General features: G+C 35.5%; 26 protein-coding genes. 18 read left to right on the plus strand and 8 right to left on the minus strand.

Annotated elements, in window-relative coordinates:
• Window positions 1-5: 5 nt before the first annotated feature.
• On the minus strand, window positions 6-359 hold the full coding sequence (locus AC3ITQ_RS04655) for a MerC family mercury resistance protein (RefSeq protein WP_489237016.1): 354 nt from the start codon (window positions 357-359) through the stop codon (window positions 6-8).
• Window positions 360-453: 94 nt separating this feature from the next.
• Between AC3ITQ_RS04655 and AC3ITQ_RS04660 the strand changes: the two genes are divergently transcribed.
• The 3 genes from AC3ITQ_RS04660 (at window position 454) to AC3ITQ_RS04670 (ending at window position 3,536) form a co-directional block, all read left to right on the plus strand.
• Window positions 454-846 (plus strand): Fur family transcriptional regulator, encoded by a 393-nt coding sequence (locus AC3ITQ_RS04660; RefSeq protein ID WP_489237017.1) that lies wholly within the window; start codon window positions 454-456, stop codon window positions 844-846.
• A 74-nt stretch (window positions 847-920) separates the two neighbouring features.
• Window positions 921-2,789 (plus strand): Nramp family divalent metal transporter, encoded by a 1,869-nt coding sequence (locus AC3ITQ_RS04665; RefSeq protein WP_489237018.1) that lies wholly within the window; start codon window positions 921-923, stop codon window positions 2,787-2,789.
• A gap of 93 nt (window positions 2,790-2,882) precedes the next feature.
• A complete protein-coding gene (locus tag AC3ITQ_RS04670; RefSeq protein ID WP_072969954.1) occupies window positions 2,883-3,536 on the plus strand; it encodes a metal-dependent transcriptional regulator in 654 nt (217 codons plus the stop codon).
• Window positions 3,537-3,710: 174 nt separating this feature from the next.
• On the opposite strand, the gene AC3ITQ_RS04675 is transcribed toward AC3ITQ_RS04670, so the two are convergent.
• The 6 genes from AC3ITQ_RS04675 to AC3ITQ_RS04700 form a co-directional block, all read right to left on the minus strand.
• On the minus strand, window positions 3,711-4,109 hold the full coding sequence (locus tag AC3ITQ_RS04675; protein ID WP_026982330.1) for a hypothetical protein: 399 nt from the start codon (window positions 4,107-4,109) through the stop codon (window positions 3,711-3,713).
• Window positions 4,110-4,206: 97 nt separating this feature from the next.
• Window positions 4,207-4,989, minus strand: coding sequence for an enoyl-CoA hydratase/isomerase family protein (locus tag AC3ITQ_RS04680; RefSeq protein WP_489237019.1), 783 nt, complete (start codon window positions 4,987-4,989; stop codon window positions 4,207-4,209).
• Between the two features lie 10 nt (window positions 4,990-4,999).
• Window positions 5,000-6,415 (minus strand): ATP-binding protein, encoded by a 1,416-nt coding sequence (locus tag AC3ITQ_RS04685; RefSeq protein ID WP_489238889.1) that lies wholly within the window; start codon window positions 6,413-6,415, stop codon window positions 5,000-5,002.
• A 143-nt stretch (window positions 6,416-6,558) separates the two neighbouring features.
• Window positions 6,559-7,107: a CopD family protein gene (locus AC3ITQ_RS04690; protein ID WP_489237020.1), complete on the minus strand. Its 549-nt coding sequence runs from the start codon at window positions 7,105-7,107 to the stop codon at window positions 6,559-6,561.
• Between the two features lie 80 nt (window positions 7,108-7,187).
• On the minus strand, window positions 7,188-8,201 hold the full coding sequence (hemH, locus tag AC3ITQ_RS04695; RefSeq protein WP_489237021.1) for a ferrochelatase: 1,014 nt from the start codon (window positions 8,199-8,201) through the stop codon (window positions 7,188-7,190).
• Window positions 8,202-8,433: 232 nt separating this feature from the next.
• Window positions 8,434-9,306 carry a helix-turn-helix domain-containing protein gene (locus tag AC3ITQ_RS04700; protein ID WP_026982335.1) on the minus strand — a complete coding sequence of 291 codons (873 nt, stop codon included), beginning with the start codon at window positions 9,304-9,306 and terminating at the stop codon, window positions 8,434-8,436.
• A 227-nt stretch (window positions 9,307-9,533) separates the two neighbouring features.
• Here AC3ITQ_RS04700 and hemA point away from each other — a divergent pair, with 227 nt between their 5' ends.
• The 11 genes from hemA to AC3ITQ_RS04755 all read left to right on the plus strand — a co-directional run bounded on the left by hemA (window position 9,534) and on the right by AC3ITQ_RS04755 (window position 18,497).
• Window positions 9,534-10,784, plus strand: a complete 1,251-nt coding sequence (gene hemA / locus AC3ITQ_RS04705) for a glutamyl-tRNA reductase (protein ID WP_072969961.1) — start codon at window positions 9,534-9,536, stop codon at window positions 10,782-10,784.
• A gap of 105 nt (window positions 10,785-10,889) precedes the next feature.
• Entirely contained in the window at window positions 10,890-11,813 is a 924-nt protein-coding gene (gene hemC, locus AC3ITQ_RS04710; protein ID WP_489237022.1) for a hydroxymethylbilane synthase, read from the plus strand.
• Window positions 11,813-12,478, plus strand: coding sequence for a uroporphyrinogen-III synthase (locus AC3ITQ_RS04715; protein ID WP_489237023.1), 666 nt, complete (start codon window positions 11,813-11,815; stop codon window positions 12,476-12,478). Before hemC ends, AC3ITQ_RS04715 begins: the two co-directional genes overlap by 1 nt.
• A gap of 48 nt (window positions 12,479-12,526) precedes the next feature.
• Complete coding sequence (gene hemE / locus AC3ITQ_RS04720; RefSeq protein ID WP_192186598.1) at window positions 12,527-13,552, plus strand: uroporphyrinogen decarboxylase; 1,026 nt, start codon at window positions 12,527-12,529, stop codon at window positions 13,550-13,552.
• A gap of 77 nt (window positions 13,553-13,629) precedes the next feature.
• Window positions 13,630-14,007 (plus strand): hypothetical protein, encoded by a 378-nt coding sequence (locus AC3ITQ_RS04725; protein WP_489237024.1) that lies wholly within the window; start codon window positions 13,630-13,632, stop codon window positions 14,005-14,007.
• 2 nt (window positions 14,008-14,009) lie between these two features.
• Window positions 14,010-14,561: a GNAT family N-acetyltransferase gene (locus tag AC3ITQ_RS04730; protein ID WP_489237025.1), complete on the plus strand. Its 552-nt coding sequence runs from the start codon at window positions 14,010-14,012 to the stop codon at window positions 14,559-14,561.
• A complete protein-coding gene (gene hemF, locus AC3ITQ_RS04735; protein WP_489237026.1) occupies window positions 14,551-15,456 on the plus strand; it encodes an oxygen-dependent coproporphyrinogen oxidase in 906 nt (301 codons plus the stop codon). The genes AC3ITQ_RS04730 and hemF overlap by 11 nt, the downstream gene beginning before the upstream one ends.
• Window positions 15,457-15,556: 100 nt before the next feature.
• Window positions 15,557-16,444, plus strand: a complete 888-nt coding sequence (locus AC3ITQ_RS04740) for a fructose bisphosphate aldolase (protein ID WP_489238891.1) — start codon at window positions 15,557-15,559, stop codon at window positions 16,442-16,444.
• Window positions 16,445-16,565: 121 nt separating this feature from the next.
• On the plus strand, window positions 16,566-17,561 hold the full coding sequence (gene hemB, locus AC3ITQ_RS04745; RefSeq protein ID WP_489237027.1) for a porphobilinogen synthase: 996 nt from the start codon (window positions 16,566-16,568) through the stop codon (window positions 17,559-17,561).
• A 5-nt stretch (window positions 17,562-17,566) separates the two neighbouring features.
• Window positions 17,567-17,974: a c-type cytochrome gene (locus AC3ITQ_RS04750; protein ID WP_489237028.1), complete on the plus strand. Its 408-nt coding sequence runs from the start codon at window positions 17,567-17,569 to the stop codon at window positions 17,972-17,974.
• A gap of 73 nt (window positions 17,975-18,047) precedes the next feature.
• On the plus strand, window positions 18,048-18,497 hold the full coding sequence (locus tag AC3ITQ_RS04755; RefSeq protein WP_489237029.1) for a GyrI-like domain-containing protein: 450 nt from the start codon (window positions 18,048-18,050) through the stop codon (window positions 18,495-18,497).
• A 50-nt stretch (window positions 18,498-18,547) separates the two neighbouring features.
• Here AC3ITQ_RS04755 and AC3ITQ_RS04760 read toward each other — a convergent pair whose 3' ends face one another.
• Window positions 18,548-20,608 carry a M13 family metallopeptidase gene (locus tag AC3ITQ_RS04760; protein ID WP_489237030.1) on the minus strand — a complete coding sequence of 687 codons (2,061 nt, stop codon included), beginning with the start codon at window positions 20,606-20,608 and terminating at the stop codon, window positions 18,548-18,550.
• Window positions 20,609-20,807: 199 nt separating this feature from the next.
• On the opposite strand from AC3ITQ_RS04760, the gene AC3ITQ_RS04765 reads away from it, so the two are divergent.
• The 4 genes from AC3ITQ_RS04765 (at window position 20,808) to feoB (ending at window position 25,000) form a co-directional block, all read left to right on the plus strand.
• A complete protein-coding gene (locus tag AC3ITQ_RS04765) occupies window positions 20,808-21,731 on the plus strand; it encodes a DMT family transporter (protein WP_489237031.1) in 924 nt (307 codons plus the stop codon).
• Window positions 21,732-21,892: 161 nt separating this feature from the next.
• Window positions 21,893-22,558: an SCO family protein gene (locus tag AC3ITQ_RS04770; protein ID WP_375030989.1), complete on the plus strand. Its 666-nt coding sequence runs from the start codon at window positions 21,893-21,895 to the stop codon at window positions 22,556-22,558.
• Between the two features lie 103 nt (window positions 22,559-22,661).
• Window positions 22,662-22,901 (plus strand): FeoA family protein, encoded by a 240-nt coding sequence (locus tag AC3ITQ_RS04775; protein ID WP_026982352.1) that lies wholly within the window; start codon window positions 22,662-22,664, stop codon window positions 22,899-22,901.
• Window positions 22,901-25,000: a ferrous iron transport protein B gene (feoB, locus tag AC3ITQ_RS04780; protein WP_489237032.1), complete on the plus strand. Its 2,100-nt coding sequence runs from the start codon at window positions 22,901-22,903 to the stop codon at window positions 24,998-25,000. The genes AC3ITQ_RS04775 and feoB overlap by 1 nt, the downstream gene beginning before the upstream one ends.
• Window positions 25,001-25,005 lie beyond the last annotated feature (5 nt).

Below are 25,005 nucleotides of genomic sequence, written 5' to 3' on the forward strand. Positions count from 1 at the left end.
ATCTTTTAATGATTTTTACTTTTGTGCGTTTTATAATTCAACAAATGGCCAATTATCATTCCGATTCCGCCAATAAAAATCATATCGAGATGAATATTCAGAATGATTTCACTTAAAACACTCATCCAAATCAGCAGCATCGAAACAATTAAAATTGTCGCTATTAATAGTCCTGATTTTTTTATAATTTTAAAGATTGCAAAAAGTCCGATCGATGCAAAGAGCAAATCAATAAATGGATTATGACTCAAGCCTAAAGGCAAAACAGTCAGAAGCGGAAAAATCAGACAATGTACCAAACAAATCGTCGCGCTTGAAATTCCTAAAATATCGTAAAAAGGTGTTGTAGTTTTCTTCATTTCGTGTACATTTGCTTAATGCAATTTTGTTGCAAATATACACATAAAAATCAAACGCAACAATGTTGCGTTATTATTTTTTATTTTAAAAAAAATGAAAACAACAAGAAACACCACAGCAAAGACGGCCGTTTTAGAGATTTTTGGAAAATCTAAGACCGCGCTGTCACATACAGAAATTTACAAACAAATCGAAACTTTATGCGATCGCGTAACTGTTTATAGAATTTTAGATCGCCTCGTTAATGATGATGTTGTCCATAAAATTGTTGACCTTGACGGAACCGTTAAATATGCAAAATGCCATCATAATGCGCAGCGAGTTCACATTCATAACCATGCTCATTTCAGTTGTGAAAAGTGTCTTGAAATAACTTGCCTTGAAAGCGTAAAGCCGAGTTATATTATTCCACACAATTATAAAGTAAACGATATAAACTTTACACTGTCAGGAATATGTCCCAATTGTTCCAATTCTAACATTTAAGATTTAGACTCGTCTAAAAATATTGTTGAGCGAATGTAATTTTTATATACATTTGTTAAAACAACATTATTAAAATGACCAAATCTTTAGAAGAAGTTAACCAATCGGTTGCGACCGAGCATAAAAAGACCGGTTTTCGTAAAATATTAGCCTTTTTAGGTCCCGCATACTTAGTAAGTGTTGGTTATATGGATCCAGGAAACTGGGCAACAGATATTGCCGGCGGAAGTCAGTTTGGCTACACTTTAGTGTGGGTTTTGTTAATGAGTAACTTAATGGCTTTGCTGCTGCAAAGTTTAAGTGCCCGTCTTGGAATCGTAACACAGCGCGATCTTGCACAGGCTTCCCGAGAAACCTATTCTAAATTCATCAACTACATTTTATATTTTCTGGCAGAAATTGCCATTGCTGCCTGTGATTTGGCCGAAGTTTTGGGAATGGCGATCGGAATCAATCTTCTATTTGACATTCCGCTGATGGAAGGCGTTTTAATTACCGTTTTAGATACTTTTCTTTTATTATTCCTAATCAATAAAGGAATTCGAAAAATGGAAGCCTTTATAATTGCTTTGGTTGCTATTATTGGGTTTTCTTTTATTTTCGAAATGATTTTTGCCGAACCGGAAGTTTCTAAAATAATTGCCGGTCTTGTTCCTTCAATACCAAATTCGGCGGCCTTATATATTGCAATCGGAATTATCGGAGCGACCGTAATGCCACACAACCTTTACCTGCATTCTTCTCTGGTGCAAACCAGGAAATTCGACAGAAGTCCAGCCGGAATCAAACAAGCTTTAAAATACAATTTAATTGACTCGACGATAGCGCTAAATCTTGCCTTTTTCGTAAATGCTGCGATCTTAATCCTCGCCGCAGCAACCTTTCATAAAAACGGAATGTTTGAAGTGGCCGAAATTCAGGATGCACATAAATTTCTGGAACCTTTATTAGGAACCAAATGGGCACCAATTCTCTTTGCTGTAGCCCTAATTGCCGCGGGACAAAGCTCGACAATAACCGGAACTTTAGCTGGACAAATTGTAATGGAAGGTTATCTTCATTTACGCATTCAGCCTTGGGTTCGACGTATCATTACGCGTTTGATTGCCATTGTTCCCGCTTTAATTGTAATCTATATTTATGGCGAAAGCGTCACTGGAAAACTACTGATTCTGAGTCAGGTTATTTTGAGTTTACAATTGGGTTTTGCGATTATTCCGCTGATTCATTTTGTGAGTGACAAATCGAAAATGAATGGTTTTCATATTTCAAAAACCACTCAGGTTGTTTCCTGGATTATTGCCTCCATCATTGTTTCTTTAAATGCCAAATTGGTTTATGATGAAATAACTTCTTGGCTGGCAAGCTCCAGCAATCCAATAGTATTGTGGTTTACAGTTATTCCTCTTGCTTTAGCATTTCTGGCTTTACTGCTTTATATCATTGCAAAACCTTTTATCGTAAGAGCACAGGCCAAATTTGTCAATCATTCTCCGCACAATTTAAAGCTTCACTTTTCTCCAAAAGAAAGCCATAGCTACAAGAACATCGCGATTTCAGTAGATTTCTCAAACGCTGATGAATCTGCACTAAACAGAGCTTTTGAATTAGGCGGAATCGACACGCAATACACTTTAATCCACATTGTAGAAACCGTTGGTGCCTTAATGTACGGTCGTCATGTTGATGATCATGAAACCACTGTCGATGAGAAATTATTGCTGCAATATAAAGAAATGCTTTCGCAGAAAGGCTTCAACATCAAAACCGAACTTGGTTTTGGAAAACCTAACAGCGTCATTCCGAAAATCATAAACGAAGGAAATTTTGATATTTTAGTAATGGGAACTCATGGCCACACTGGATTAAAAGACATTTTATTTGGTACAACCGTAGACAAATTGAGACATAAAATTTCGATACCTTTGTTGATTGTTAAATAAGGTGCTAAGTCGCTGAGATGCTAAGGTTCTGAGGTTTTCTTCAGAACAAAAACTTAGAACCTCAGAACCTTAGAACCTCAGAACCTTAAAAGAATGACTTTTTCAGAAGAAAACTATCTTAAATCGATATACCACCTTACGGCTTCTTTGGAAACTGAAGTGAGCACCAACGCTATTGCCGAAATGATGGAAACCAAAGCTTCATCGGTTACGGATATGCTTAAAAAGCTGGCAGATAAAGATTTAGTAAATTATAAAAAATATCAGGGTGTTTCCTTAACCGAAAACGGAAAATTAGCTGCTAAAATGATTGTTCGAAAACATCGTTTATGGGAAGTTTTTTTAGTGGAGAAATTAAATTTTAGCTGGGATGAGGTTCACGATATCGCAGAACAACTAGAACACATTAAATCGGAACAATTGATTAACCGTTTAGATGATTTTCTTGGAAATCCGACGGAAGATCCACATGGCGACCCGATTCCGGATGCAAATGGCCGAATCGTTAAGATCGAAAAACAACTTCTTGCTGAATTATCAGTACATCAAGTTGGCGTTTGTGTCGGCGTGAAAGATACTTCTTCGGAGTTTTTGAAATATCTGGACAAACAGGAAATCGCTTTAGGATCTAAAATCGAATTTCTTTCTAAAGAATCTTTCGATTTATCCGTTAAAATTAAAGTTGATGGAAGGGAATTATCTATTTCGAATAAAATTGCCTCTAATTTGTTTGTGAAGCTTATTTAGGGTAGTTATTCCGCAGAGATTCGCGAAGGTTTTTCACAGAGGAACGCGAAGGACTGATTTTTTTCGTTTGTCAGACTGGGCGAAGTCGAAGTCTCGCAAAGTGATTCAGCGAACCGGGCTTCGACTTCGCTCAGCCTGACAAACTGAATGCTATAGCTTCAATATTAGTAAAACCTAAACAATCCCTTTTTCAATCATTTCTAACATTACCGGCGAAGCATTTTTAAATGTCGGTTCTTGTTCGATAATACTTCCGGCGTTTTTCTTATTTACTTTGAATGTTACGTCGTTATCAGTCGTGAACAAAAGTGCCGTCAAAAACGGATTTTTGATATAAGTTCCTAAAACCATTAAAGCTTCATCTAAAGTATGAATGCTTTCGATTTCTTCGGTTTTGTAACGCGAAGTCAATGAAATGGAATAGGTATTATCTTCATTTAAAACCAATCGGAAATAAATGTTTTTAATCTCGGTATCGCCAATCGTTTTGGCCAGTGTAAGTTTGGCAAAAGTGCCGGCTTGAATACTTTCTTTAACGCGTTCGCAAAAAAGAGCAAATATTGGTTCGTACATTTTTTTTAAGTTTCTAAGGTTCTAAGTTGCTGAGATTCTAAGATTAAATTCTTTGTGTGTCTCTGTGTAAAACTTTGTGCAACTCTGTGGTATAATTCTATTTCCCTGTAAATTCAGCTTTTCTTTTTTCTAAAAATGCTGCAGTTCCTTCTTTAAAATCCTGAGTTCCAAAACATTTTCCGAATGATTTTATTTCGGTTTCAAAACCGTCTTTTCCATCTTTAAAGTTTGCATTGATGGCTTTTATCGCTTTTCCGATAGCAAACGGTGCGTTTTTAATGATTTTTTGAGCGATTCCGTTTGTAAATTCAAGAAGTTCAGCCTGAGAAACTACATGATTTACTAAACCATATTGTTTTGCTTCTTCGGCAGAAACCATCGCAGCAGTCATAATCATTTCCATCGCACGGCCTTTCCCTACTAACTGTGGTAAACGCTGCGTTCCTCCATAACCTGGAATCAATCCTAGAGTTACTTCTGGCAATCCCATTTTTGCATTGTCTGAAGCTACTCTGAAATGACATGCCATTGCTAATTCTAATCCACCTCCAAGTGCAAAACCATTTACAGCTGCAATTACCGGTTTCTTTAAATTTTCGATATAATCAAAAAGGGATTCTTGTCCTTCGGCAGCTAATTGTGCGCCTTCAATCACTGTATAATTGGCAAATTCGGAAATATCGGCTCCAGCCACAAAAGCTTTTTCACCACTTCCGGTTAAAATAATAACGCGAACCTCATCATTTTTGCCCAATAATTTGATGGCTTTATTCAGGTCACTTATAGTAGCTTTGTTTAAAGCATTCAGTTTTGTAGGTCTATTTATGGTTACGGTAGCAATTTTTTCTTCAATAGAAATTAAAAGATTTTCGTAGTTCATGGTCGTGGTTTTATGAGTTTGTGATAGGCAAAGAAACGATGAATGTGGTTCCTTTTCCGTAAGTTGATTCAAAGGTAATTGTTCCTTTGTAATTTTCGATGATGTTTTTTATAATTCCGAGTCCAAGACCCATTCCGCTAGTTTTGGTCGTAAATTTCGGTTCGAAAATTCGACTAGTATCTTGTTTCTGAATTCCGATTCCATTGTCTTTAACGGCAATTTCCACTGTATTGTTGATACGTTTAACGGTGACCAAAATAGATTTATGAAACTGACTTTCCGGAATCGCCTGTGTTGCATTCTTAACCAGATTCGTAATTACACGGATTAGTTGTGTACGGTCCATTTTAGAGATGATTTCCTCTTCTTCACTTTCAAAAACGATATAATCTTCGTTAAAAATATCCAATGCCAATTCTACAACCTCAACAACATTCAACGTTTCGTTTTGCTGTGCCGGCATCGAAGCAAAATTCGAAAAAGCCGAAGCCACGGCGGTCATCGTATCAATTTGTTGGATTAAAGTTTCAGAATAATCGTTTAATTTCTGCTTGGCATCTGGATCTGTAGGATCAAACTTTCGTTGATAACTCTGTACCGTCAACCTCATCGGCGTAAGCGGATTTTTGATTTCGTGAGCGACTTGTTTTGCCATTTCGCGCCAGGCTTCTTCACGCTCGCCTTGGGCCAGTTTTATGGCGCTGGTTTCCAATTTATCCACCATTCCGTTATAAGCTTTGATCAGGAAGTTCACTTCTTTACTATTGGCTTCTAATACAATCTTTTCGTTTTTCTGATCCAGATTGGTTTCTTCTAATTTATCTGAAATTGTTTTAAGCGATTTTGTAATGTATGTTGAAAGGAAATAAGCTAATGCAAAAGCCACAATCAGCATAAAAGAATATACCTGACTTAAGCGGATCAGGAAAGTATTCAACTCATTGTCGTAATAACCGTCATCTTCTAAATAGGGAAGATTCAGAATTCCTAATGGTTTGAATTTTTCATCTTTAATCAAACTATAAGACGATCTGTTTTTAACTCCATCGATGGTTTTAATGTCTACAAAACGCTTTTCGATGGAAGATTTTACCAATTTCAAAATATAATCCGGAACCGGAGGCGCTACTTTATCAACCGCAAAAGATTCTTTTGATGATTTTAGCAGTTTTCCATCAAGGCTGTAAATATTGATTTCGATTTTGTGAATCTGAGCCAATTCGTGGATTTTATCCTTAAAAATCAAATCTAAATTAGAAGTTTTAAGCGGATATGTTGTAGTAGAAAGCACGTAATTTATGTGCTCTTTTACCGCATTTTCTTTACGTTCTAATCGTTCCTGATGGTATTCTTTGGCTTCATTCTTAAACTGAATAATCGAAATTGAAGCCAATAAAAAAGATGCCACAACAATCAATACAATCATCGACAGGAATATCCTTACACGAAGAGAAAGCATTGACATTTTGAAGTTGTTTAGCATTTGTTTTTGTTTCTTTTGTTTCAGGTTTCAAGTTTCAGGTTCGTTACGGGTGGCAACTTGAAACCTGAAACTTGAAACTAAAAAAACTATTTTCTTTCGCGAATTCTTTTATAAAAACGGAATCCCAGCATAATTAAAACCGAGAATAAAACAATTCCGATAACGCCAAAAATCCAGTTGACAGCGCTTTTTAAAACTACCAGAAATACTACAGCAAATAGTATGATTGTAGCGCCTTCATTCCATAAACGCATGAAGTTATTGGAATATTTTACCTCATCGTTTTGCAATTGTTTGAAAATTTGATGGCATTTTAAATGATACAAATACAGCAAGAAAACGAAACACAATTTTACGTGCATCCACGGCATTTTGAGCCAGGCGTTTCCTAAATCGGTAAAAAATAACATCCAAAAAGCAAAAATACTGGCCAAAATTGCTGATGGCCAAGTGATAATGTACCACAAACGGTAGGCCATTATTTTGTATTGCGCCTGTAAAATTTCCTTTTCAGGAGATGGTTTTTCGTTCGCTTCAATTTGGTAAACGAATAAACGTACAATATAAAACAATCCTGCGAACCAGGTTATTACAAATATAAGATGCAGTGATTTTAGATAATTATAATATTCCATGCTTTTTGTTTCAGATTTCAAGTTTTTTTAAAGTTGATTTTCACGCAACAATCTTTCTTCTTTGCTCTTTACTCTATTTTCTATTTAGCCCACTCGTTAATCCAGTTACTCACAGTCTGACACCATTCATCATCATCATTCAAACACGGAATTGCTAAGAATTCTTCGCCTCCTTTTGCTTCAAAATCTTCTTTGGCGCGCATGGCAATTTCTTCTAAAGTTTCTAAACAATCTGAAACGAAAGCTGGCGTTACAACTGCTAATTTTTTGATTCCTTTTGCTGGCATGTTATCAATTTCAACATCCGTATAAGGCTCTAACCATTTGTCACCGGCTAAACGCGATTGAAAAGTAAGACTGTATTTATCTGCAGGAATTCCTAATAATTTTATCACTTGTCTCGTTGTTTCATAACATTGGTGACGGTAACAGAAATTGTGTGCCGGCGAAGGCGTGTTACAACAAGAACCATCAATTTTACAATGTGATTTGGTAACATCTGTTTTACGAATATGACGCTCCGGAATTCCGTGATAAGAGAATAATAAATGATCGTAATCAAAACCAATTAAATGTTTCTGAATAGAATCAGCTAAATTCTTGATGTAATCTGGTTTGTTGTAAAACGCAGGAACATCAGTAAAAGTCATGTGTGGGAATTTCTTCTTGCGAATTTCTTCCGCTTTAACTAAGATCGTCAAAGTCGAGGCCATTGCATACTGTGGATATAACGGAAAAAGCATTACTTCAGTAACTCCTTTATCGTGCAATTCCTGCAGTCCTTTTTCGATAGTCATACTTCCGTAGCGCATTGCCAAAGAAACAGGAACGTTTACTAAAGGCTGTACTTTTTTCTGCATTCTTTCAGACAGCACCACTAACGGAGAACCTTCTTCCCACCAGATTTTAGCGTACGCATGTGCTGATTCTTCTGGTCTTTTTCTTAGGATAATACCACGAACTAAAAAAGCTCTCAACAAATACGGAACATCGATCACGTATTTATCCATTAAAAATTCGTCTAAGTACGGTTTTACATCTTTTGTAGTTGGACTTTCTGGAGATCCTAAGTTTACTAATAATACGCCTTTCATTATTTTTTTGCTTTAGGCTTTAAGCATTAGGCTTTAAGCTTTGTTTTTGTTTTAATTTTCGGCAAAAGTAGATCTTGCTACTTTTTAGAAATATGATAATTATTACTTTTTGATTATGATTTGATATGTAAAATTGATGCTGTAATTGATATTAAGAAAAATTCTCTCGCAGATTTCGCAAATCTGGCAGATCTTTTAGTTCGTGCTAATTCGTGAAATTCGTGTTGAAAATCTAAACATTCGTATTAATCGACATCAAATATTTCTTTGGAGTTGTAGCAAACTTTTTCTTGAATGCCGCTATAAAGTGACTTCCGGTGCTATAGCCGATCTTCAATCCCACTTCGTTAACATTATAAGAACCGCTGTCAAGTAATTTTCTGGCGAAATCCATTTTATAGTCAAATAGGAAACCATAGACCGTATCGCCGTAAATTTGTTTGAAGCCCATTTTGAGTTTCTTCAAATTCAAACCAATTTCATCTGCCAATTCTTGTAATCCTGGCGGTTCGGCCATATTGGCAATGATGATTTCTTTGGCTTTTCGAATTTTTAGAACGTTATCTTCATCAATCAAAAATGGACATTGTTCTGCATTGGGATCTTCGGTTCTGTTGAAATACAAACTCAACAATTCGTATCCTTTTCCTTTATAATAAAGGTTTTTTATCGACGGATGAAGGTTATAATGAAACAACTGACTCAACACAATAGCCATAGAAGGACTGATATTTCCTTCGTTATAATACTTTTTGTCCTTATTATCAGGACTTAAAAAAGTAATATAATCTGCTTCCGCAGAAAACAACGCGTGAAATTTCTTGATGGATACAATAACTGAAATGACCCACGAATTTGGAGCGAGTTCTAAATTCAGGGGTAATTCTTTCTGTGGATTGTACAAAAGCAACGATTTTTCTTCCTTCAAATCAAGAGCATAAGAGCCTTGATTGAACAGGAATTTGGCATTGCCTTTTATCCCGAAGTGAAACTGTATCAGACCACTACCAACTTCGTGCTGCCCAAAAAACGGTTCTAAACTGTCGTTTTGAAAACGGATAAGCGTAAAATCGTCTTCAATTTTTATAATTTCCTGAGAACTCATAGCGATATTTTTTTGAAACGAAAATCATAGCAATTGGAACATCTTATTTAGAATCACTCTAAACAAATCATTTCAAACGACTTGATTTTGCTACAAAAATAATCTTTTTTGCACAAAAACAGAGGATTAGAAACAAAAAAACATGTAGCGATACAAATAGTACTTTGAGCGTTACTTTTATAACCACTATAATAATAATTTTGTTGCACTTTTATGAAAGTGAATTTATGGAAAACAATAATGTACCGAAACACCTATATTTTTATTCAGTTGGTCTGAGTTATAAAAAAGCTGATGCTGAGGTAAGAGGTCAATTTAGTTTGGATGCAGTTGCGAAGACTCGTTTACTGGAACAAGCTAAAACAGAAGGAATAGAAAGTTTAATTGTCACTTCGACTTGCAACAGAACCGAAATCTACGGTTTTGCTGAACACCCATTTCAATTAATAAAACTTATTTGCGATAATAGTAACGGATCTGTAGATGCTTTCCAAAAAGTGGGATTCGTTTATAAAAATCAGGAAGCTATAAATCATTTGTTTCGCGTAGGAACTGGTTTAGACAGTCAAATTCTGGGCGATTTTGAAATTATATCTCAAATCAAAACCAGTTTCACCCATTCTAAATCAATGGGTTTAGCCAATACTTTTATGGAAAGACTGGTAAACGCTGTGATTCAGGCTAGCAAAAAAATCAAGAACGAAACAGAAATTAGTTCCGGAGCGACTTCGGTTTCTTTTGCATCGGTACAATACATTATGAAAAATGTAGAAGACATCGGAAATAAAAACATTTTACTTTTCGGAACAGGAAAAATCGGAAGAAATACTTGCGAGAATCTTGTAAAACATACTAAAAACGAACATATTACTTTAATCAACCGAACGAAAGACAAAGCTGAGAAATTGGCCGGAAAATTAAATTTGATTGTTAAAGATTATTCGGAACTTCATTTAGAACTTCAAAAAGCTGATGTTGTAGTTGTCGCTACAGGCGCACAAAACCCAACAGTTGACAAAGCCATCTTAAATCTTAAAAAACCTTTATTGATTTTAGATTTGTCTATTCCGAAAAACGTTCATGAAAACGTAGAGGAATTAGAAGGCGTAACCCTGATTCACATGGATTATTTGTCGCAATTGACAGATGAAACATTGGAAAACAGAAAATTACACATTCCGGCTGCTGAAGCTATTATTGAAGAAATCAAAGAAGAATTTGTGGTTTGGATGAAAGGCAGAAAATTTGCCCCAACTATCAATGCTTTAAAAGAAAAACTGAACGCCATTAAAGATTCAGAATTAAATTTTCAAAGCAAAAAAATCACTGATTTCAATGAAGCTCAGGCTGAAATCATCAGCAACAGAATCATTCAAAAAATCACCACACATTTCGCAAACCACTTAAAAGACGACGACACCATGGTCGATGAAAGCATCGAATGGATCGAAAAAGTCTTCAAAATAAAAGCATCTTAAAACATAATTTTCCACCATATAAGTCATATAAGTTCATTTAATATAGTTATTTACGCAATGCTTAAATTTACTTATATGACTTATATGGTGGGAAAAAATTAAAACATGGCTGAAAAAACAATCAGAATAGGGACTCGCGATAGCGAATTGGCACTTTGGCAAGCACATACTGTCGAGAAAAAACTAAATGATTTGGGTTATAAAACCGAAATTGTTGCAGTAAAATCTACCGGCGATATTATTTTAGACAAACCGCTTTACGAACTTGGCATTACCGGAATTTTTACTAAAACGCTGGATGTTGCCATGATAAATGGCGATTGCGATATTGCAGTTCATTCTATGAAAGATGTTCCAACGGCATTACCGCAAGGTATTGTTCAGGCTGCGGTTTTAGAGAGAGCAAATGTTTTAGACATTTTAGTGCACAAAGGAAATCCAAATTTTGATCAGCCAAGTACAATAGCAACCGGAAGTTTGCGTCGTCAGGCATTATGGTTCAATAAATATCCCAACCATACGGTGGTTGATTTACGCGGAAACGTAAACACCCGTATGCAAAAACTACAAGACAATAGCTGGGATGGAGCTGTTTTTGCCGCTGCAGGTTTGGAGCGCATCAACATAAAACCAGAAAATTATATCAATTTAGATTGGATGATTCCTGCGCCGGCACAAGGAGCGATGCTTGTTGTGGCAATGGAAAATGACAATTATACTTTGGACGCACTTTCGCAGTTAAATCATATTGAAACGGAAATCTGTACTTATATAGAACGTCAGTTTTTGAGAACCCTGGAAGGTGGCTGTACGGCACCAATTGGTGCTTTGGTCACTTATAATGAAGACGAAGACACTTTACATTTTCAGGGCGTTTTGCTTTCTGTCGATGGAAAACAAAAACTGGAAATCGACAAAACGGTCGATATTTCAGAATGGAAAAAACTAGGATTCTTCGCTGCACAGGAAATTCTAAACAATGGCGGAACCGAATTGATGCAATCTATTAAAGAATCTTTAAAAAAATAATGGCAAAATCAATTCAGATATTATCTACAAAAAAGCTATCGGGCGAACAAAAACAAGCGTTAACAAATGCTGGTTTAGAGGTTATTGATACCGATTTCATTCAGACTCAAAATAAATCTTTCGAGCTAAAAGACCTCAACGAAAATTTGATTTTCACTAGTCAAAATGCGGTTCATAGTATTTTATCACATCCAAAAGCGGAAGAATTAAAAAGTAAAAACGTTTTTTGCGTTGGTTTAAAAACTAAGATTCTTTTATCTGAAAGTGGCTTTAATGTGGTAGCTTACACTGGTTACGCTTCAGATTTATCTGAAATTATCACTTTGATCTATCGTTCTGAAACCTTTACTTTTTTTAGTGGAAATCTTCGAAGAGAAACGTTGCCAAAAGCATTGAAAGATGCCGAAGTTAAGTTCAATGAAATTCAGGTTTACGATACATCATTAACGCCTCAAAAAATAAAAACAGCCGTTGACGCGATCTTATTTTTCAGTCCGTCTGGTGTTGAAAGTTATTTGAAAGACAATACCATCAAAAAAGAAACGTGTTTTTGCATTGGAGAAACCACTGCAGACGCTTTACATAAAATTACCAAAAACATCATCATCGCAGACCAGCCAACGGTTGAAGATGTGATTGAAGACGTAATTGAAGAATATAAATAAACCTTTGCAACTTTGTCCCTTTGTGACTTTGCACCTAAAATAAAAAACATGTTAAAAAACGACCTATTTTTAAAAGCATTAAAAGGAGAAACTGTTCAACGTCCGCCAGTATGGATGATGCGTCAAGCCGGAAGATATTTACCAGAATTCATCGCTTTGCGTGATAAATATGATTTCTTTACCCGTTGTCAGACTCCGGAATTAGCTGCAGAAATTACGGTTCAGCCAATTCGCAGAATTGCACCAGATGCAGCGATTTTATTCTCGGATATTTTGGTTGTACCTCAAGCAATGGGAATTGAAGTTTTAATGAAAGAAAATTTCGGTCCGTTTTTACCAAATCCTATTCGTTCATTGGCTGATGTTCACCGCGTTTACGTTCCGGATATTCAGGAAAGTTTAGGTTATGTAATGGATGCCATTAAATTGACTAAGGAAATGCTGAATGACGAAGTGCCGTTAATTGGTTTCGCAGGTTCACCTTGGACAATCTTTTGTTATGCCGTTGAAGGAAAAGGCTCTAAAAGTTTTGATACTGCAAAAGGTTTCTGTTTTTCAAACCCTGCTGCAGCACATACATTATTACAAAAAATTACAGATACGACTATTTTATACTTAAAAGAAAAAGTAAAAGCAGGAGTTGATGCCGTTCAGATTTTTGATTCTTGGGGAGGAATGCTTTCTCCTGTTGATTATCAGGAATTTTCATGGAAATATATCAACCAGATCGTTGAAGCTTTGGCTGACCACGCTCCGGTTATTGTTTTCGGAAAAGGATGTTGGTTTGCTCTTGGTGAAATGGGTAAAAGTAGAGCATCTGCCCTTGGTGTAGACTGGACTTGTTCGGCTAGAAATGCGCGTTACTTGTCTGGTGGAAACATTACTTTACAAGGAAATTTTGATCCTTCAAGATTACTTTCTCCAATTCCAACCATCAAAAAAATGGTTCACGAAATGATCGACGAATTCGGAAAAGATAAATATGTTGTAAATTTAGGTCACGGAATTTTACCAAATATCCCTGTAGATCACGCTAAAGCGTTTATTGACGCTGTGAAGGAATACGGGCAATAGTATTACAGTGTGCAGTGACAGTTTTCATTTAACTTCAAAGCTGAAAACTGTCACTGCGACTGAAAACTCAAAAAATAATGCTCAACAAAGGCCTTAGAGACGAAGAAAGTATCAGAATAGAGAATACGCTCCGAACTTTACACGCACTTATTTTTGTGCCAAGGTTTTGGAACGCTGAAGATATTAGCCTGGTAGATGAGCAACTGAAGAGTTTTGGTTTAAGTTTAGAACGAACAATTGAAATACCGGAAGAAGAATTAATTATTCTACTTCAGAAATGCCATTTAGATTGGAATCAACAAGAGAAATTTGCTGATATTTTGATTCACTTATCTCAAGAAAAACAATTTGATTTCTTAGGTAAAGCACTTGCTATTTACCAATACATCCAGCGAGAAAGCAAAGTCTTCTCCTTCGGAATAAATGCCAAAATCGCCTCGGCTAAAAACAAATAAACATGAGTTTTACAGATTGGAAAATAGATCGCATTGAAAATGTTACTGCTGAAGAATTTTTCACGCTAGTCAATAAAAATAAAAATCACATTCAAAAAACTTTTCCAGTAACGCTGGCCAATTCTGATTCTTTAAAAAAAGCAGAAGGTTTTATGGCTGTCAATCTTGAAAAAGAAAAAAACAACGAAGGCTTTTATTTTTTCGCTAGAGATATTAAAACCAATGATCTAATTGGCTATTTATGCGTAAAAACTATAGATTACCGCATTTCAAAATGTGAATTAGGTTATTTTACCGATGAAGATTTTCAGGGAAAGGGAATCACATCAAAAATGGTTTCAGATGCACTTGATTTTTCTTTCAATGAATTGAAGCTGAACAAGGTTTTTATTTGTACATCAGAAATTAACTTTGCAAGTCAGCGCGTTGCATTAAAACACAATTTCAAACAAGAAGGGCTTTTACGGGACGAATTTAGAAATGGTGATGGCGAATTGCAAAACACTGTTTATTTCGGATTGCTTAAATCAGAATATAATACTCATGAAAGATAAATTTTACGCATACTTACAAAATCTACAAGACCAGATCTGTGCTGGATTAGAAGCTGTTGACGGAACGGCAAAATTCCGTGAAGATCTTTGGAAACGTCCGGAAGGCGGAGGCGGAAGAACACGCGTTATTGAAAACGGAAATGTTTTTGAAAAAGGTGGTGTAAACATTTCAGCCGTTCATGGAAAATTGCCTGAAGCAATGCAGAAAATGTTTGGCGTAGGCGAAGCCGATTTCTTTGCCTGCGGATTAAGTTTGGTTTTACATCCAAAAAATCCAATGACACCAACGGTTCACGCGAATTGGCGCTATTTTGAAATGTACGACGAACACGGAAAAGTAATCGAACAATGGTTTGGCGGTGGACAGGATTTAACACCTTACTATCTGTTTGAAGAAGACGCAATTCACTTTCATCAAACGTGTAGAACGGCTTGTAACAAACACAATCCGGAGTTTTATCCAAAATATAAAAAACAATGTGACGCTTATTTCTGGAATGCGCACCGAAACGAAGCCCGCGGAATTGGCGGTTTGTTCTTTGATTATTGCAAAGCAAATGAGCAAATGTCTATGGAAGACTGGTTCAATTTTGTATCCGAAGTTGGGAATAGTTTCTTAGAAGCCTATGTTCCTATTGTGGAGAAAAGAAAAAATTTAGCCTTTACTCCTGAAAACAGAAATTGGCAGGAAATCCGTCGTGGTCGTTATGTCGAATTCAATTTGGTTCATGACAAAGGCACTTTGTTCGGTTTAAGAACCAACGGAAGAATCGAAAGTATTTTAATGAGTCTGCCTCCACATGTACAATGGGTTTACGATCATCATGCAGAAGCGGGAAGTGAAGAAGAAAAATTGGTAAATGTGTTGGAAAACCCTCGTGAATGGATTTCATAAATTGAACCCAATATTCATTTAACTTCTTTGTAATCAAAAATTTAAATTGTAATTTACTCTAAAATCTTCAATCTAAAATCTAAATATTATGGAAAGAGAAATGAACATTGCACAATTAGATCAAATGCATTCCGGAAAAGGATTTATTGCCGCCTTAGATCAAAGTGGCGGAAGCACACCAAAAGCCTTGGCTCAATATGGAGTACAAGAAAGCAGTTTCACGAATGATGAAGAAATGTACACTCTTGTACATGAAATGAGAACCCGTATTATTAAAAGTCCTGCATTTAAAAGCGACTATATTCTGGGAGCTATTTTGTTTGAAAACACTATGGATCGCAAAATCGACGGACAATGGACTGCCGATTATTTATGGGAAAAGAAAAACATAGTTCCGTTTTTAAAAGTAGACAAAGGACTTGCTGATCTTGCCAATGGTGTACAGTTGATGAAACCTATTTCCAATTTAGATGAATTACTAGATAGAGCTGTAGAAAAAAATGTTTTTGGAACTAAAATGCGCTCTGTTATCAAAGAAGCAAATGCTGAAGGAATTCGTGAAGTTGTTGAACAGCAATTTGAAGTTGGTTTACAAATCTTTCAAAAAGGACTTGTTCCGATAATTGAACCGGAAGTTGATATTTACAGTGCTGATAAAGAAAAATCGGAAGCAATTCTGAAAGAAGAAATACAGAAACAACTAAACTTGTTGGATAAAGAGGTTAAAGTGATGTTGAAATTATCTATTCCAACGGTGAACGATTTTTATAAAGAATTAATGTCTGATCCGCATGTTGTGCGCGTTGTAGCATTATCCGGAGGATATTCAGAAGAAGAAGCCAATGCTAAACTGACGCAAAACCATGGATTGATTGCCAGTTTTTCACGAGCACTTTCCGAAGGTCTTTCTGCAGGTCAGTCTGATGCTGAATTTAACCAAAAACTTGACAAAACAATAAAAGCGATTTATACCGCTTCAATTACATAAAATAAAACATTAAAATTCTAATAAATTGGATTGTCAATTAAGGATTAAGATCTGTGATTTCTAATATCTGAATACCCACAATCAAAAATCTAAAATCAGCAATCAAAAATCTAAAATAGTTATGTTCCCATTACAAAGAGGCAGAAGACTACGAGTAAATGAATCTATCCGTAGTTTAGTTCGCGAAACGACATTAAGTCCAAGTGATTTTATGTTTCCAATGTTCATTGCAGAAGGCGAAAATTATAAAGTTGAAATTCCATCCATGCCGGGAATTTTCCGTCGTTCGATCGACTTAACAGTTCAAGAAGTAAAAGAAATTTTTGCTTTAGGAATTCGCGCCGTTAACATTTATGTAAAAGTAGACGAATCATTAAAAGACAATACTGGAAAAGAAGCCTGGAATCCAAACGGATTAATGCAAAACGCTATTAAAGCTATAAAAGCAGCTTGTCCTGAAATGGTGGTAATGCCAGACGTGGCTCTTGATCCTTACTCTATTTATGGTCATGACGGAATTATCGAAAATGGAGATGTTGCCAATGATGCCACAAATGATGCATTAGTAAAAATGGCCGTTTCGCATGCACAAGCCGGAGCCGATTTTGTAGCACCAAGCGACATGATGGACGGACGTATTTTGCGTTTGCGCCAGGGATTGGATGCTGCAGGTTTTCATAATGTAGGTATCATGAGTTATTCTGCTAAATATGCTTCTGCATTTTATGGTCCGTTTCGTGATGCTTTGGACAGTGCACCGAGAGAAGCTGATGTAGTTGTTCCGAAAGACAAAAAAACATACCAAATGGATTATGCCAATCGTATCGAAGCGATCAGAGAAACCCTTATGGACGTGGAAGAAGGTGCCGATATGGTAATGGTAAAACCAGGAATTGCTTATCTTGACATTGTACGAGAAGTAAAAAATGCAGTGAATGTTCCGGTAACGGTTTTTCACGTTTCAGGAGAATATGCCATGATTAAAGCTGCTGCTGAAAGGGGCTGGCTGGATAATGATAAAATTATGATGGAGCAGTTAATGTGCATTAAAAGAGCTGGAGCAAGTTTGATTTCAACCTATTTCGCTAAAGAGGCAGCAATATTATTAAAGAAATAAAAAGCATGAAAAAAATATTATTCTTAACTGCCGTTTTAGCTTTAGCATCTTGCAAAAAAGAGCAGGAGCCTTTTGGAAAACCAACAGAAACTACCACTGAATCTTATTCAGAAGGAGAATCGGCGGAAGTAAAAACACCCGAAGCTTTAGGAAAATCAATTTTTGAAGGAAAAGGAAATTGTGTTTCCTGTCATCAGGTTGATCAAAAAGTTATTGGCCCAAGTATTCAGGAAATCGGAAAAATTTACAAAGACAAAAAAGGTGATATTGTTACGTTCCTTAAAGGAAATGCAGATCCAATTGTTGATCCAAGTCAATTTTCAGTTATGAAAACTAATTTCCCGATAACACAGGCAATGTCTGATGAAGAATTAAAGGCGATAGAGGCTTACATTTATAGCAATCTGAAATAAACAATTTCCTGCTGACAAACTGTTGTCGCAAGGTCATCGTACATTTGAAATCAAACAAAATAATTTAACTAAAATGGATATTCAAAAATTTAGTATTATTGGAATTTCAGTACGAACAACCAATGAAAATGGTCAATCGGGCACAGATATTCCTGCTCTTTGGAACAAATTTATGGAAGAAGGAATTGCTGAAAAAATTCCGAATAAAATCGACAATGCTCTTTATTGTGTTTATACCGAATACGAAAAAGATCATACTAAGCCTTATACAACAATTTTAGGATGTCTTGTAAGCTCTTTAAATTTTATTCCTGAAGAAATGACAGGAAAAACTATTGAAAAAGCAACTTATGAAAAATTCACCGCAAAGGGAAATCTTCAGGAGAATATTGTTTTTAATGAATGGATGAAAATTTGGAATTCAGATTTAGACAGAAGTTTTACCTCAGATTTTGAAATTTACGGAGATAAAGCACAAAATCCTGAAACTGCAGAAGTTGATATTTTTATTGCAATTAAATAGAGAAAACAAAAACGGCGCTAAATAAGCGCCGTTTTTTTATGATTCTAAGATTACCAGATTTTTACTCTTTTCGCTGGTTCTATGTACATTTTATCTCCTGCTTTAATTCCGAATGCCTGATAGAAAGCATCTACATTCTGAATCGGCACATAAGCTCTGTACATTCCCGGAGAGTGTGGATCTGTTTTTACCTGACTTTTAATTGCCTCATCTCTGCTTTTTGTTCTCCAAACGGTAGCCCAGGAAATAAAGAAACGTTGCTCAGGAGTAAATCCGTCAATTAAACCTGGATTTCCATGTGCTTTTAAGTACAATTGCAATCCGTCGTAAGCAGCATTAATTCCGCCTAAATCTCCAATGTTTTCTCCCAAAGTAAATTTACCATCTACGTGAATTCCCGGCAATGGCTCTAAAGCACTATATTGATCTGCAAGTTCATTACCTAAAGTTGTAAATTGTTTTAAATCGTCGGCAGTCCACCAGTCTACAAGATTTCCATCTGCATTATAACGCGCTCCTGAATCATCAAAACCATGTGAAATTTCATGACCAATTACAGCTCCAATTCCACCATAATTTACTGCTTCATCAGCCTGGTAATTGTAAAAAGGTGGTTGTAAAATCGCGGCAGGGAAAACAATTTCATTATAAGATGGGTTGTAATAAGCATTAACAGTTTGTGGTGACATTCCCCACTCTGTTTTATCCACTGGTTTATTTAATTTTTCTAAATCTTTCTTGAAATTCCATTTTGATAAATTGTGTGCATTCTCAAAATAACTTCCACCTTCGGCTACACTTTTAATTTCTAAAGCAGAATAATCTTTCCATTTGTCCGGATACCCCACTTTTATGGTGATTTTGTTCAATTTCTCAATTGCTTTTACTTTTGTAGCGTGAGACATCCAAGCCAAATTATTAATACGGTTTTGGTAAGCCGTAATAACATTGTGGATCATATCAATCGCTTTGGTTTTTGCTTCAGCAGGAAAAACTTTCTCTACATAAAGCTTACCAAGTGCTTCTCCAATACTTCTGTTCACCACTTGCAAAGCCGTTTCTTCACGAGGTAATTGTTTAATTGCTCCTCTTAACGTTTTACTGTAAAAGTCAAAATTTGCCGTTTCAATTTCAGTTGTTAAATATGAAGTTGAACGATTCAATAAAGTCCATTTTAAATATTCTTTCCATTGTGGTACTTTGTTTTCAGTAAAAACTGTTTGCAAAGCTTTCATATATCGTGGTTCAATAACTACAACTGTGTCCAGTTTAGCCAAACCAAGTCCTGTAAAATAAGCATCCCATTTAATCGCCGGAGTTAACTTTTGAAGTTCAGCAACAGTCATTGGATTATATTGAAGACGACTGTCTCTACTCTCAACACGATTTAATCTTGGGCTTGACAAAGCAGTTTCCAAAGCCAGTATTTCTGCTGCGCTCTGTTTTGCTTTTTCAGGAGATTCTCCAATAAACTGCATCATTCTCGCCACATGAAGCTCATATTTCGCACGTTTTTCCTTTGAATCTTTATCTTCAGAAGTGTAATAATCTTTATCAGATAAACCCAATCGGCTTACGCCAAGACTTACCGAATTTTTTGAACTGTTTTTTTCATCAGCTCCAATATAAATTCCGAAGAAATCATTTCCTCCCTGAGGTTCCATTTCTACCAAATACTTTTGAAGATCAGCTACATTTTTAATAGCGTCAATTTTTTTCAGGTAAGGTTTCAAAGGTTCTATTCCTCTTTTGTTTCTTCCTACTGTATCTAAAACAGTATTAAATAAATTTACTGCTTTACCCTGATCAGTATCCGATTTATACTTTGGATTTTTCGAAGCTTCCTTCAAAATTGCCATTGCATCTTTATCTGTCTTTTTGATCAATTCATTAAAGCTTCCCCAAGTTGTACGATCACTTGGAATTTCGGTTTTATCTAACCAGGTTCCATTTACATATTGAAAAAAATCCTGACTTGGACTAACCTTCGTATTCATGTAAGAAACATTGATACCCGGTTCTTTTGGTTTTGCGTCCTGAGCCTCAACTGCGCTGAATGTAAACATTGCAGAAACGACACAAAACATAGGTTTAGTAAGCTGTTTAATCATTTTTCTTTATAGTTTTAGTATATATACAAACATATTGTTATTATTCCGAACTTTATGTTAAAATTCCTGCATAATTTCAAATGCGATTTTTAATGCAAAAAATCGATCATAAGCAGCAAAACATTTCATGAATATATGTTTGATTATAAGCCATTAATTCAAATTGTTTTTGGAATATTTGTCAAAACAATTTATTAAAGTGAGAGCAAAAATTCAGAATGCCTTTTCAGGAAAAATTGAAGCTATCGGATTTCCAATTTTAGCTTTATGCTGGGTGAGTTTCTTTTGGGGAACAACCTGGTTAGCATCTAAAGAAGCGGTTAGAAATATGCCCGGGCTACAGGTAGCCACTATTCGTCAGTTTTTGGGCGGCCTTCTTTATGTTGGTTATTTTCTAATCAAAAAAGAGCCCTGGCCAAGAGGGAAACAATGGAAAACGATTATTATTTTATCTATTTTGAATTTTGCTTTAAGCAACGGTTTGAGTACTTGGGGAGTAAAATATATCAGTAGCGGATTAGGTGCCATTATTAGTGCTCTTTTTCCAATTTGGATTATTATTATCAATTTTTTTAATGGTATAAAAATCGCCAAAGTGGCTTTATTCGGAATGCTTATTAGTTTTGGTGGGATCTGTATCATCTTCATGGATTACTTATCTGATTTTCTACGACCTGATTTTCAATTCGGAATCCTTTTAACCATCATTTCAACTATTACCTGGGCTTTCGGAATATTAGAAACCAAGAAAAAAGCGGCTAGTTTTAATCCCTATTTCAGTTTAGGTTTGCAGATGTTAATTTCGAGTGTGTTTTTATTTGGAATCACAGAAGCCGCTGGAACTAATATTCCTTTGAGTGAAATTTCACTAAATTCCTGGTGGGCGATTGTTTACTTAATCATCATTGGTTCAGTCTTAACTTTTATCGCTTTTATCTATACGTTACAACATCTTCCAACGGAAATCAGTAGTATTTATGTCTATATAAACCCGATTGTAGCAATGGTTTTAGGATCATTTATTTTTGGGGAAACACTTACTCAGGCCATTGCAATTGGCGCAGCCGTAACTTTAACTGGATTGTATCTTGTTAATAAATCAATTAGAAAGACTAAAGTTTAAATTAATCGCCAAGAATTCACGAATTAAATAATAATAATAATTCGTGAATTGCTTCGCCCGTTTGCTATCACTCGGGTCGTGGCGATTAAAACGGTGTTAAAAGCAATACAGAATTAGTTTTTTGAAAACTGCTTTTCGTATTTTTGCGCCAAATTCTGTTTATGAAATCTTTACTATACAAATACCGCAAATTCTTTATTGTTTTAATTGTATTTTCGGTAGTTACTATATCCCTATTTTATTCGGCTTTAAAGCCACAAAAAACATTACCCATTTACAATCCGGCTGACGTAAATCCTGAATTGGTTGATAGTACGATTCAATACAAAAGTAAATACCATACCATTGCTGACTTCTCTTTTGTAAATCAGAATGGAGATACCATTACTCAAAAAAACTACGAAGGAAAGATTTATGTAGCTGACTTTTTCTTCACAACCTGCGGATCTATTTGTCCAAAGATGTCGACCAATTTATCAGAAGTTCAAAAAGCAGTTCTGAACAATCCTAAAGTAATGCTCCTTTCTCATACTGTCTTTCCTGAAGTAGATAGTGTTTCTGTTTTAAAAGCTTATGCTGTTAAATACGGAGTTGTAGACAGCAAATGGAATTTAGTTACGGGAGATAAAAAAGAAATCTACACTATGGCCAGAAAATCATACTTAGCAGTAAAATTAGGTCGCCCCGATCAATTGTACGATATGGTTCATACGGAGAACTTTGTTTTGGTGGATCAAAAACGTCGTGTTCGTGGATTTTATGACGGAACAAACAAAGAAGAAATCAAACGACTTCTGGAAGACATCGATTTCTTATCGCAAGAGTAAAATTGGCTTATTTAAGTAAATTTTGGCACAATCAAAACTGTTAATTGCCTTGAAATAAAGAATTATTGCCTATTTTTGCAATCTAAATTCAATCTAAATAAGCTTGCAAAATACAATTCACACTCTGAAAAAAGGCGAAAAAGCCATTATCAAAGATTTTGATATCGATCTTATTCCTCTAAAGTTATTAGAAATGGGTTGTTTGCCGGGCAGCTTGGTCGAATTACTTCAAATTGCTCCTTTTGGAGATCCCTTATATTTGGATATTAATGGCTCACATGTTGCCATTCGTATAGAAACCGCTCGTGAAATTGAAGTTGAACTTATCAAAACCAATTTGTAATGAGCATTCAAAATATAAATGTTGCCCTTATCGGGAATCCGAATACTGGAAAAACCTCTGTTTTTAATCAACTTACCGGTTTAAATCAGCAAGTTGGAAATTATCCAGGAATTACGGTTGAGAAAAAAATGGGTTTCTGTAAACTTCCTCATAACATCAAAGCTAATATTCTTGATTTACCGGGAACATATAGTCTGAATGCCAGTTCAATGGATGAAAGTGTTGTGATTGAACTTTTGCTTAACAAAAACGACAAATTATATCCGGATGTTGCAGTAGTGGTAACCGATGTTGAAAATCTGAAACGAAACTTACTGATTTACACTCAAATAAAAGACCTTGAAATTCCGACGATTTTAGTCATCAATATGTCTGATCGTATGGAAAGCAAAGGAATTACACTTGATATTCCCTACTTAGAAGAAAAACTAAAAACCAAAATTGCTTTAGTAAGTTCTCGTAAAGGTCATGGAATTGAAGAGCTAAAAGAACTAATAGTTTCATACAAAACGATTCCACATGAACCTTGTTTAAATGCATCAGTTATTGATGCTGTCTATTTTGAAAAACTTCAACATGCTTTTCCGAACCAATTATTATACAAATTATGGCTGGTTATTACGCAAGATGTGAATTTTTTGAATTTAGAGCGTAATGAAATCCGAAGCACTTTTACCAAATCGCATTCAGAATTAAAGCGTTTACAGCAAAAAGAAACCATCAAAAGATATCAATTTATCAACGATGTTCTAAAAGAAGGTTTACAGGTTGATGAATCGATGGCAAAAGACATTAGAGCCAAACTTGACCGTGTGTTAACGCACAAAGTTTGGGGTTATGTGATTTTCCTTGCTATTTTATTTTTGATTTTCCAATCGATATTTAGCTGGTCAACAATTCCTATGGATTTCATTGACAGCACTTTTGCTTCTTTAAGCAGTTGGACAGCCTCAGAATTACCAAGCGGCATTTTAACTGATTTGCTTTCGCAGGGAATTATTCCGGGAATTGGTGGGATTCTGATTTTCATTCCACAAATTGCCTTTTTGTTTCTGTTTATTTCCATTTTGGAAGAAAGCGGATACATGAGTCGTGTTGTGTTTTTGATGGATAAAATCATGCGAAAGTTTGGGCTTTCCGGAAAAAGTGTTGTGCCTTTAATTTCAGGAACCGCCTGTGCTATACCGGCAATTATGGCTACTAGAAATATCGAAAACTGGAAAGAACGATTAATTACCATTTTGGTAACACCATTCACAACTTGTTCAGCAAGATTACCGGTTTATACGATTATTATTTCGCTAGTCATTCCCGATCAACGTGTTTTAGGAATCTTAAATTTACAGGGATTATCGTTGATGTTCCTTTATTTACTAGGATTTGGAACCGCCATTTTATCTGCTTATATCTTAAATAAAATTCTAAAATTCAATTCTAAAACCTATTTTGTAGTCGAAATGCCGAGCTATAAAATGCCGCTTTTAAAGAATGTTGGGATTAACGTGGTAGAGAAAACCAAAGCGTTTGTTGTTGGTGCGGGTAAAATTATATTAGCGATATCTGTTATTTTATGGTTTTTAGCTTCTTTTGGACCCGGAAGAGATTTTAATGAAGCCGAAACTATCGTAAAAGAAAGATTTGCCAATACAACTTTAAATGAAGTTCAGTTTGAAAATGAGGTCGCTTCTCAAAAATTAGAGAACTCTTATATCGGGATTATGGGTAAAGCCATTGAACCTGCCATTTCGCCTTTAGGCTATGACTGGAAAATCGGAATTGCGATTATCAGTTCGTTTGCTGCACGTGAAGTGTTTGTTGGAACTTTAGCTACGATTTATAGCGTTGGAGATAGTGATAATGAAGCCACAATTAAAAGTAAAATGCAGAAAGAAGTAAATCCGCAAACGGGCGAGAAAATCTTTAATTTTGCTTCTGGAATTTCACTATTGCTATTTTATGCTTTTGCGATGCAATGTGCCAGTACATTGGCGATTACCAAAAAAGAAACCAATTCGTGGAAATGGCCAGCCATGCAACTCTTTTTAATGAGCGGATTAGCTTATTTTGTTGCGCTTCTGGCTTATCAACTTTTAAAATAAACGGC

It is taken from the genome of Flavobacterium sp. KH_001 (assembly GCF_057840745.1).